We start from the raw sequence: 9816 nt of genomic DNA, 5'->3' as shown, positions 1-9816 counted from the left end.
CATGCCTGGGTGTTGGAGCCGAAGGCATTGCCCGCCTTCCTGGAAAAGACAGAGCAGCGGCTCTCCCCGGAGGAGATAAAGCTCGCGAGTTATCACCTTTCGCGCTTCATTCGCAGCGTCGAACGCGAGCGGAGATAGGCTGCCAGCGCTCAATCCACCTTGATCCCGGCCCCCTTCACCACGCTTGCCCACTTCTCGATATCGCCGCGCAAGAACTCGTCGAACCTCTCCGGGCCCATGTCCATCGTCTCGGCGCCCTGCTTCTTCCAGGCGTCCTTGATGTCGGCGCGCGCCAGGACCTTGCGCACTTCGGCGTTCAATCGATCCACGACAGGCTTCGGCGTGCCGGTCGGCGCCATGATGCCGAGCCAGATGACGGCGTCGTAGCCCGGAACCCCGGCTTCGTCCACCGTAGGAACGCTGGGCAGCGCTGCGGAGCGCGTGCGCCCGGTGGTCGCCAACGCGCGCACGCGCCCGGCCTGCACGTTGGGCGCCATGGTGGTGATGGCGTCGAACATCATCTCCACCTGCCCGCCGAGCACGTCGGTGCGCGCGCCGGAGCTGCCCTTGTACGGCACGTGCACGATGTCGACCTTGGCCATCGATTTGAACAGCTCGCCCGCCATGTGATACGGCGTGCCCGGACCGGACGAGGCGTAGTTGAGCACGCCAGGCCGCGACCTTGCCATGGCGAGCAGCCGCTTGACCGAATCGATCCCCACCGAGGGATGGACCACCAGCACCAGGTCCGAATAGTTGATCGGGGCAATCGGGACGAAGTCGCGCATCAGCTGGAACGGCCTCTTCGGCAGCAGCGATTCGTTCACCGTATGGGTATTGGACATCAAGAGCAGCGTGTAGCCGTCGGCGGGCGACTTGGCGACGATGTCGGTGCCGACCACGGAACCGCCGCCGGGGCGGTTCTCGACCACGGACGGTTGACCGAGGGTCTCCTGCATGTTCCGGCCTAGCACGCGGGCATACACGTCGGCTGGCCCGCCGGCGGCGAACGGCACCACGATGCGAATCGGCTTGGTGGGATAGGTCTGGGCCAGGGCAGCGGCGGAAAGCAGCGCCAGTGCGCTTGCTGCGATTGCACGCGATGCGGACATCGGTTGCTCCTCGGTCGTCTACGCGGCCGGAAGGTTACACCCATCCCGCAGGCGGCGCGCCGCCCGGATGGACCCGGACGGCGAAGTTCGACCGGCCGGGCCGATGCGCGCGGTTCAATCGACCACGATATTGCCGGCCTTGATCACCTTGGCATAGCGCTCGATATCGCTCTTGAAATGCGTGGTCAGCTCCTCGGGCGAGCTTGCCACCGGGTCGAGCGCTTCCTGCACCATGAACTTGCGCACCTCGTCGCTGCCCAGCGCCTTCTTGATCTCGGCGTTCATCCGATCGACGATCGGCCGCGGCGTATTCTTGGGGAAGAACATGGCATACCAGTTGTCGGACTCGAACCCGGGGTAGAACGAGTTCATCGTCGGCAGGTCCGGGAATGCGGACGAGCGTTTCGGCGTCGTTACCGCGATGGCCCGGGCCTTGCCTGCCTTGTAGTGCGGCATGATCGAGGGCGCTGTGGCGAAGATGTAGTCGATCTCCCCGGAGACGAGCGCGATCACTGCCGGGCCGCCGCCGCGGTAGAACAGCACCGTGGAATCGAGCCCCGCGAACTGGTTCAGCATCTCGGCCGAGAGGTGCGCGGTGCTTCCCGCGGAGTTGCCGCCGGCGTTCATGATGCCCGGCTTCCTTTTCGCGAGCGCGACCAGCTCCTTCACCGACTTGGCCGGCACACTGGGGTGCAGCGACAGGACGAGCGGCGTCGAGCTGAGCCAGCTGATCGGCTGCAGGTCGGTGAGCGGGTTGAACTTCATGCGCTTGGCATGGAGCGTGGTCACGACCGATATGCTGCCCGAAGTGAAGAGCAGCGTGTAGCCGTCGGGCGGGGAATCGACCGCGAGCTGCGCTGCGATGATGCCGCTGGCGCCGGTTCGGTTGTCCACCACGAACGGCTGCCCCGTGTTCTTCTGGAAAACCCCGGAAAGCAGCCGGGCCTGGATGTCCGTGCCCCCGCCCGGCGGGAACGGGACGAGAATTCGCACCGGCTTCTCCGGCCACTGCTGCGCTGCGACCGGGGAGACCATTGCCGCGGCCAGGAATGCGGCCGCGCTGATCCAGCGGACTGCTTTGCTCATGGTGCACCTCCTGATGTTGCACGAAAGCCGCGCGCGCCATCCTGAACGCACGCGTGTCCGCCTGTCAAGCGGTCGGGGGATCTACTTGACCGCGATGTGCCCCCGCTGGATGACTTGCGCGTATTTCGGGATCTCGGACTTGACCAGCGCCGCGAGCTCGGCCGGGCTGCTGCCCACCGCATCGAGCCCTTCGCGCGCCAGGAATTCGCTCACGCCGCGTGTCTCGAGCGCCTTGCGGATCTCGCTGTTCACCTTGTCGACCATGGCCTTCGGCGTGCCGGCCGGGAAGAACATTGCGTACCAATTGTCCGATTCGAACTCTGGGTAATACGTGTTCATGGTCGGCAGGTCGGGCAGCGCGGAGGCTTTCTTCGCGGTCGTGACAGCGATCGCGCGCACGCGGCCGGACTTCAGGTGCGGCATGACCGAAGGCGCGGTGGCGAACAGCATGTCGATCTCACCCGCCACCAGCGCGACGGTCGCCGGGCCGCCGCCCCGATACGGCACGATGCCGGTCTTGACGCCGGCCATCTGCTTCAGCATCTCGGCCGACAGGTGACTGGTGCTGCCGAGCGTGTTGACGCCGTTATTGAGCAGACCCGGCTTTTTCTTCGCCAGCGCGACCAGCTCAGGCACCGTCTTGGCGGGTACGTTGGGATGCACGCTCAATACCAGTGGAGCGGATGTGATCCAACTGATCGGCACGAGGTCCTTCTGCATGTCGAATTTCATGCGCTTGGCGAAGAGCGTCGAGTTGACCGAAAGGCTCGCGGTGGTGAACAGTATGGTGTAGCCGTCGGGCGGCGCATCGACGGCGAGCTGCGCACCGATGAGGCCGCTCGCGCCGGTTCGGTTGTCGACGATGAACGTCTGGCGCATCGATTCGTTGAAGGCGGTGGCGAGCAGTCTCGCCTGGATGTCGGTTCCGCCGCCGGGCGAGAACGGAACGATGATGCGCACGGGCTTGCTCGGATAATCCGCGGCGTATGCGTGCAATGCGACGCCGGCCCCGCCCAATGCGAAGGCGGCAGCGGCAACGGGAAGCGCGATGGGTTTCATGTTGAGGTCCTCATGCTGGTTGGAACGGTAGCCGCCGCTTTCGAGCTTTGCGAGGCGAGGCGGGGCCGATTGGCGGAGCCGAGTATCATCGGAACAGTGCGCCGAGGGCAGCCGGGAAGGGGCGTACAGCACTTACCGCTGCGGCAACCTACGTAGGTATTCCCTCGGAATATGACGCCCGGAGAATGCAACGATGGATCGTGATCCGATCGGCCTGTTCGGCATCGGTTTGATGGGCACCGCGATCGCCCGACGCCTGCTGGCGGCCCATTTTGCCGTCATGGGTTATGACGTGGATGCGCAGAAGCGCCATAGCCTTGTCGCGCTCGGCGGCATCGCGGCCGATTCCGCGGCCGAGGTGGCAACGAATTGCCCCATCGTGGTGCTTGCGGTGTTCGATACCGGCCAGGTCGAGCAGGTGGTCGAAGGCCCGCCCGGGCTCATCGGGACCGCGGTGCGTACCGCGATCTGCATGAGCACCTGCGATCCGGACCGGATCGCTGCGCTGGCCGGGCGAGCCGCGGCGCACGGTATTGCCCTGCTCGAAGTGCCGGTATCCGGGACCAGCACCCAGGTCGCGCAGGGCGACGGCGTGGCTCTGGTCGCCGGGGATGCGGCGGCGGCCGAGGCGGCGGGCCCGGTGATCGAAGCGATCTGTCCGCGCCGCTACTACATCGGAGCCGCGGGCGACGGCGGGCGCGCCAAGCTGGTCGTCAACCTCATGCTGGGGCTCAATCGCGCCGCGGTCGCAGAAGGCCTCGCCTTTGCCGAAAGCCTGGGTCTGGACCGTGCGCGGCTGCTCGAGGTGGCGAAGGGCTCGGCTGCCTACTCGCAGGTGATGGACGTCAAAGGCCCGCTGTGGGCGCAGGATCGGTTCGAGCCGCCGATGAGCCGGGTCGACCAGAGCCTCAAGGACTTCACCCTGATGGGGCAGATCGCGCAGCGCGCGGGTCAGTCGCTGCCGTTCGCGAGCCTCTACGCCGAGCTCATGCGCGATTGCGCTGCCCACGGCGAGGCGGACAAGGACAACGCCATCCTGATCAACGCGATTCGGCGCCGGCGCGCGAAGGGTTGAGCCCTCGACTATTGCGGCTTGCGAGTCGGCGGGGTCTTGTCGTCCTGCTTGCCGTGATGGCGGATGTGCACGTCCGGCTGCGTGGTGGCGGGCGGATCGCTCGCCTCCATGGTGTCTTCCAGCGCGCGATCGAGTTGCTTGTCGAGCTCCTTCGGGTCCTGCTTGCCGGGACCGGGTTCCGGCAGGTCCACCGGATCGTTCTTGGTCGGTTTCTTCGTCGTCATAGAATGTCCCTCATGCGTGGTCGAACGCTACAACCGCATCCGGCATGCCTGCTAGATCACGCACCATTCCCGCGGCGGCGAATTGACCGGAGCATCCACCGCGCCGGCCGAGTGGGTATGGATGCTTTCCATCGTCCAGAGCCGCATGCCGCCGCGAAACGCCGTCAGGTTGTGGCCGAGCCGAGCGCCCGGCGGCGGATCCTGGATGTACTTGGCGTTGCCGCCGCCGATCACGACGTAGTCCACCATGAAGGCGTCGACGAAAGACTCCAGCACGTTCTCCACGATCTTGCGCCAGTTCGACTTGCCCAATGTCTTGAGCCCCTTGCGGCCCAGCAGCTCGCCCAGCGTATCGTCCTTGTCATAGACGAGATTGCCGAGCTCCAGCGGAATGATCACGTTCTCGGCGATCAGCGCAGAACCGAGCCCCGTGCCGAAACCGAGGAACAGCATGCGCCCACCCTCGTAGCTGCCCAGGGCCTGCATCGCCGCATCATTTATTATGCGAACCGGGCGCTCGAATGCCGCGGCGAAATCGAATCCCACCCACCCACTGCCCAGGTTGCCGGGCTCGGAGCGCGGACCGTGCACACCGACCGCACCCGGATAGCCGATGGAGACGACGTCGTACTTCCAGTCTTGCGTGCGTTTGCGCACCGCGTTCACCATGGCCGTGGGCGACAGGTGGTCTCCCGAAGGCAGGCGCCGCGGCTCGGTCTCGCCCGTGCACAGGAGCTTGACGCTGCTGCCGCCGATGTCGAGCACCAGCACCTTGGGCGGCTTGGCATGTGCGCGCTGCGCGGATGAGCGCTGCTTCGCCGCCACCGTCTTGGCGCCTTTGGCCCGGCCGCTACGGTTCTTCGCGCCCTTGGCCAGCCTGCGTGCGGACTTGCCTGCTTTTGTCGCCATTGTCACCTCCCGGCGCGTCGGTGCACGCCGCATGCCCGCATGAGTCGGGCGTCGGATCCCGCTGAAGCGCAGTCCAGCCGCAGCCTGATGGCGCTGCTCGCGCTGACGGCATTCGTCATCGCCGGCGGAATTCACTATCAAACGCCGATGCTGGCGGCAATCGCGGCCGACCTCGATGCCGATGCGGCCGCGATGGGCTGGGTGCCGACGCTGTCGTTCGGCGGCATGTTCGTGGGCGTCGTGTTGCTGGTCCCCCTCGGCGATCGGATCGACAAGCGGCGCATCATTCTCATCAAGATCATCGTGCTGACGGTTGCCCAGGCCGTGATGGCGCTGGCGCCTTCGATCGGCGTGCTGGCTATCGCGAGCTTCGTGACCGGGGTCGTCTCCTCGCTCGCGCAAAGCATGGTGTCGATCATTGCCGAGGCAGCCCGGCCGCAGGAGCGGGGGCGTGCCGTCGGCACGCTCATGACCGCGCTCTTTCTCGGCATCCTGTTCGCGCGCATCGCCGGCGGCTTCATGGCGAGCCATTTCGGCTGGCGTTCGAGCTACGTGCTCTCCACGGCTTTATTGCTGCCGGTCATTCCGCTGCTGTTCGCGCGCCTGCCGCATACGCGCACGACCACGCGCGCAAGCTATGGCGCGCTCATGCGCTCGGTGCTGGCATTGCTCGTCAACCAACCCGACATTCGGCGCGTGGCGTTGATCCAGTTCATGCTCGGGATCTGCTACGGCGGCTTCTGGGCCGTGGTCTCGCCCATGGTCAGCGCCTTCCATCGGCTCGGACCGGCGCAAGTGGGCCTCATCGGCATCCCGGGCGCGGCCGGCATCCTGGTGGCGCGCCCGGCGGGCCGCTGGACCGACCGCGCAGGCCCCATGTCGGTGGTGACCGCGGCGCTGTGCGCGATGGCTCTAGCATGGCTCGCGTTTGGATTCTCGGCCTGGTCGATGGTGGCCGTAGTCGCCGGGGCGATATTGCTCGACTGCGCGCTGCGCGCGGCCATGGTCGCGAACCAGACCCTGGTGAACACCGTGGTGCCGGATGCGCGTGCGCGCGCGAACACGATCTTCGGCACGCACGTCTGGGCGGGCAACGCCACCGGCGCGTTCCTTGCGAGCAGCACGTTCGCGCACTTCGGCTGGCTGGCCGTGTGCGCGGTTGCCCTTGTCGCGACCAGCATCGCGCTCCTGGTGCACGTGCGCGCGTTGCGCCGGGTGGCGCGCGCTCGGGCGCCCGCGATCGAGGAATCGCATTGAAAAAGGGCGTTGAAACAGTCGGAGGGATAAAGAACGTCATTCCCGCGCAGGCGGGAATCCAGTGACTACCTGTTTCCGTCTGCGTCACACCTTCCTGGACTCCCGCTTGCGCGGGAGGTCGCTTCCGCTACAGCGGGAGCGACGATTGTTTCCGGCAGCCTGCTCAGATCTTCGCGCGAAAGCGCGCCACCGCGGCTTCGTCGACATCGATGCCCAGGCCGGGGCCGGCAGGGCGGGGCGAGCTGCCGTCCACCGGCTTCAGCGCCTCGCGCACCAGGTCCTCGGCCAGGTAGTGGCTGGTCGGGTTCATGCCCCAGTCGAGGTTCGGAATGCAGTAACCCAGGTGCACCAGGCCGGCGGTGCCGATGCTCGATTCGGCAATCTTGCTCGCCAGCACCAGCGCGAGCCCGAGGCTGTCCGCAACGACCGCCGCCCGCAGTGTGGCTGCGGTGCCCCCCAGCTTGATGGTTTTCAGGTTCACGCCGCCGATCGCGCCGGCGCGCTGCCATTCGACGATGTTCTCCAGGCTGTGGGCCGATTCGTCGGCGCACAGCGGCACGGGCGAGACGCGCGCGAGCGCGAGCGTGGTATTGAGATCATTGTCGCGAAACGGCTGCTCCAGAAATGCAAGGCCCGCATCGGCCGCGCCGGTGACGTAGCGGCGGGCGCTGGCGAAGGTCATGCCCATGTTCGCGTCCGCGCACAGGGTGGCATCCGGCCCGATCGCCTTGCGTACTGCGAACGCGGCCTCGATTTCTTCCTCGACGCGCTTCACGCCGACCTTCAGCTTGAAGAAATTGTAGCCTTGTGCCCGGTACGCCTTGGCATCGGCGACGTCCTGCGCGATGTCGGGATTGCCGAGCAGGCACATGGTGAGCACCGACTCGCGTACCGCGCCGCCGAGCAGCTCGACGATGCTCACCCCCAGGTGACGCCCGGCGAGATCGATGAGCGCCAGATCGCACGCCGCCTTGGCGCCGGTGTTGCCGATGATGGCGACCGCAGCCTCGCGTCCCAGCCGCGCGCGGTCGAGCGCATTGCGTCCCACGAGCAGCGGCGCAAGGTGATCGGTCACCGCGGCGACCATGCCGGGCAGCAGGTCGCCCGTCATGGTGGGTGCAGCCGAGGCCTCACCCCAGCCGACCAGGCCGTTGGCCGCTTCGATGCGCACGAGCAGCGTCTGGGCGCGATCGAAACGCTGGCCGCCGCCCATGAGCATGGGCTTCTTCAGCGGCAGATGGACGGCAATGGGATCGACGCGACGAATCGTCAAGGGCGCTGCATCGGCGCTGCTGCTCGTCCGGGACATTGCCGGCCTCCTCAGCTCGGGAGCTGCAATGTTACGCCCTGGCTATGCTTTTCCGCTCTCGGTACGCGCATCGTCTCGAAGTTCGCGCCGCGCGTCCTGGAAAGGCGATCCGCATGTTCGCCTCTGCAGTGTGGCGAATCGCAAATTCGTTATTCCCGCGCAAGCGGGAATCCAGAACGAGACTCCGCCTGGACCCCCGCGTTCGCGGGGGTGACGAGGAGCTTCTGACCGAGGACTCTAGCCGTGAGCCTCGCCGCAGCCGCCGCCGCCGGCGGTTTCCATCACCACGCGATCGCCTTTTCGCAATACCCAATGGTCGGCAGGATCGATCGGCTTGCCGTTCAACGTGAGCGCGCCCACCTTGCCCGCCCCGCCGCCGAGAATGCCCTTCGGTGCGGAGCGAAAGCGCGTCATGATCATGGAGGCAACCATCGGCGTGTCGGCGGTCACTTCGATCTCGAAGCGCAGCCCGCCGCCGCCGCGATGCGCGCCTTCACCGCCGCTGTTGCGCCGGATGCTGCGCTCGACGACGCGCAGCGGCGCCTGCTGCTCGAAAACCTCGATCGGCGAGTTGCCGAGGTTGGACGGAAACGAGAGCACCGAATAACCGTCGCGATGCTGCGTGGCGCCCTGGCCCGCATTCATGAAACAGATCGACGAGAACGCCCGGCCCTGGTGCTCGCCCGCGACGGTGATCGAGGAGTTGGACGAGCCTTCCGCGACCGCACGCTCCGGCAGCGCGGTCGCGAGCGCCATGATGATGGCCGGCACCATCATGTGACCGATCATGCCGCGTCCGCCGCTCGCGGCAGGAAAACGCGGATTGAATATGGAGCCGAGCGGCGCCGAGGTGCTGATCGGAACGAAGCTGCCTTCGTTGTTCGGCACGTCCGGGCACAGCAGCGCCTTCACCGCATACGCGGAATAGGCAAAACAGTAAATCGGCACGACGTTCACGGCCCGCGGCACCTGCTCCGACGAGCCGCTGTAATCGATCGCGATGCGTTCGCCTTTCACCCGCACGGTGCAGTTGATGACGATGGGCTCCTCGAAGCCGTCATGCTCGAGGCGGGCGTGATACTCGCCGTCGGGCACCGCGCGTATCGCCTTGCGCATGGCCGCTTCGCAGCGGCGCCGGATCTCGCTGCCGAGCGCGGCGAAATCGGTTTCGCGCACCAGCGGCTGCACACGCTCTTCGAGCATCTTGCAGGCCGCGACCTGCGCCCAGATGTCGCCCAGCGTCATTTCCGGCACGCGCACGTTCTGCGCGATCAGGTCGAGCAGCGTCTTGTTCGGCACGCCGTTGTCGATCAGTTTCAGGCGCGGGATCTGCAGCCCTTCCTCGTAGAGCTCGCGCACCCCGGCGTTGCGCAGCCGCCCGCCGATGTCGGGCATGTGCGAGACCACCGCCGCGAAGGCGACGATCTTGCGCTTGTGGAAGATCGGCATGGCGATGCTCACGTCGTGGATGTGGCCGGTGCCCATCCACGGATCGTTGGTGATCATCACGTCGCCGGGCTTGAGGGTGTGCGCGGGAAAGACATCCAGAAAGTGCCGCACCGTCGCGGGCAGAGAGCCGATGAAGGACGCGATCGACATGGTGGACTGGGCGAGCGAGCGTCCTTCGCCATCGGTGAGCACCACGGCGAAATCGTTGGCTTCGCGCACCAGCAGCGAGAACGAGGTGCGGATGAAGGCGGTGGACGCCTCGTCGACCATGGCTACGAGCCGTTTCCACTGGATCTCCAGCGCGATCGGATCAAGCTTTCCCTCCCTTGCAGGGCG

At 66.5% G+C, this 9816-nt stretch carries 8 protein-coding genes and 1 pseudogene; 2 read left to right on the top strand and 7 right to left on the bottom strand.

Annotated features, from left to right (window positions below; all coding sequences use genetic code 11):
* Positions 1-149: 149 nt before the first annotated feature.
* The 3 genes from GEV05_15070 to GEV05_15060 all read right to left on the bottom strand — a co-directional run bounded on the left by GEV05_15070 (position 150) and on the right by GEV05_15060 (position 3257).
* Complete coding sequence (locus GEV05_15070; GenBank protein ID MPZ44692.1) at positions 150-1112, bottom strand: tripartite tricarboxylate transporter substrate binding protein; 963 nt, start codon at positions 1110-1112, stop codon at positions 150-152.
* Positions 1113-1226: 114 nt separating this feature from the next.
* Positions 1227-2198 carry a tripartite tricarboxylate transporter substrate binding protein gene (locus tag GEV05_15065; protein MPZ44691.1) on the bottom strand — a complete coding sequence of 324 codons (972 nt, stop codon included), beginning with the start codon at positions 2196-2198 and terminating at the stop codon, positions 1227-1229.
* Between the two features lie 81 nt (positions 2199-2279).
* Positions 2280-3257 carry a tripartite tricarboxylate transporter substrate binding protein gene (locus GEV05_15060; GenBank protein ID MPZ44690.1) on the bottom strand — a complete coding sequence of 326 codons (978 nt, stop codon included), beginning with the start codon at positions 3255-3257 and terminating at the stop codon, positions 2280-2282.
* 193 nt (positions 3258-3450) lie between these two features.
* Between GEV05_15060 and GEV05_15055 the strand changes: the two genes are divergently transcribed.
* A complete protein-coding gene (locus GEV05_15055; protein MPZ44689.1) occupies positions 3451-4332 on the top strand; it encodes an NAD-binding protein in 882 nt (293 codons plus the stop codon).
* Positions 4333-4340: 8 nt separating this feature from the next.
* Here GEV05_15055 and GEV05_15050 read toward each other — a convergent pair whose 3' ends face one another.
* Positions 4341-4556: a hypothetical protein gene (locus tag GEV05_15050; protein MPZ44688.1), complete on the bottom strand. Its 216-nt coding sequence runs from the start codon at positions 4554-4556 to the stop codon at positions 4341-4343.
* Positions 4557-4691: 135 nt separating this feature from the next.
* Positions 4692-5327: pseudogene (locus GEV05_15045) on the bottom strand (ROK family protein).
* A 177-nt stretch (positions 5328-5504) separates the two neighbouring features.
* Between GEV05_15045 and GEV05_15040 the strand changes: the two are divergent.
* Entirely contained in the window at positions 5505-6722 is a 1218-nt protein-coding gene (locus GEV05_15040; GenBank protein MPZ44687.1) for an MFS transporter, read from the top strand.
* Between the two features lie 163 nt (positions 6723-6885).
* Here the strand turns inward: GEV05_15040 and GEV05_15035 are convergent, their stop codons facing one another.
* Together GEV05_15035 and GEV05_15030 are read right to left on the bottom strand one after the other, a co-directional pair.
* A complete protein-coding gene (locus GEV05_15035) occupies positions 6886-8031 on the bottom strand; it encodes a hypothetical protein (protein ID MPZ44686.1) in 1146 nt (381 codons plus the stop codon).
* Positions 8032-8268: 237 nt separating this feature from the next.
* The coding region (locus GEV05_15030) for a hydantoinase B/oxoprolinase family protein (protein ID MPZ44685.1) at positions 8269-9816 on the bottom strand (1548 nt) is incomplete at its 5' end.

The organism is Betaproteobacteria bacterium (assembly GCA_009377585.1).
Classification (GTDB): Bacteria; Pseudomonadota; Gammaproteobacteria; order Burkholderiales; family WYBJ01; genus WYBJ01.
The sequence above is the reverse complement of the archived record's forward strand: the minus strand, read 5'-3'. Positions and strand labels throughout refer to the sequence as shown.

What these genes read in the sequence shown, in the direction of transcription:
- GEV05_15065 (MPZ44691.1), bottom strand. Translation starts at nt 2,198, where the DNA reads ATGAGCAAAGCAGTCCGCTGGATCAGCGCGGCCGCATTCCTGGCCGCG.
- GEV05_15055 (MPZ44689.1), top strand. Translation starts at nt 3,451, where the DNA reads ATGGATCGTGATCCGATCGGCCTGTTCGGCATCGGTTTGATGGGCACC.
- GEV05_15070 (MPZ44692.1), bottom strand. Translation starts at nt 1,112, where the DNA reads ATGTCCGCATCGCGTGCAATCGCAGCAAGCGCACTGGCGCTGCTTTCC.
- GEV05_15035 (MPZ44686.1), bottom strand. Translation starts at nt 8,031, where the DNA reads ATGTCCCGGACGAGCAGCAGCGCCGATGCAGCGCCCTTGACGATTCGT.
- GEV05_15050 (MPZ44688.1), bottom strand. Translation starts at nt 4,556, where the DNA reads ATGACGACGAAGAAACCGACCAAGAACGATCCGGTGGACCTGCCGGAA.
- GEV05_15060 (MPZ44690.1), bottom strand. Translation starts at nt 3,257, where the DNA reads ATGAAACCCATCGCGCTTCCCGTTGCCGCTGCCGCCTTCGCATTGGGC.
- GEV05_15040 (MPZ44687.1), top strand. Translation starts at nt 5,505, where the DNA reads ATGAGTCGGGCGTCGGATCCCGCTGAAGCGCAGTCCAGCCGCAGCCTG.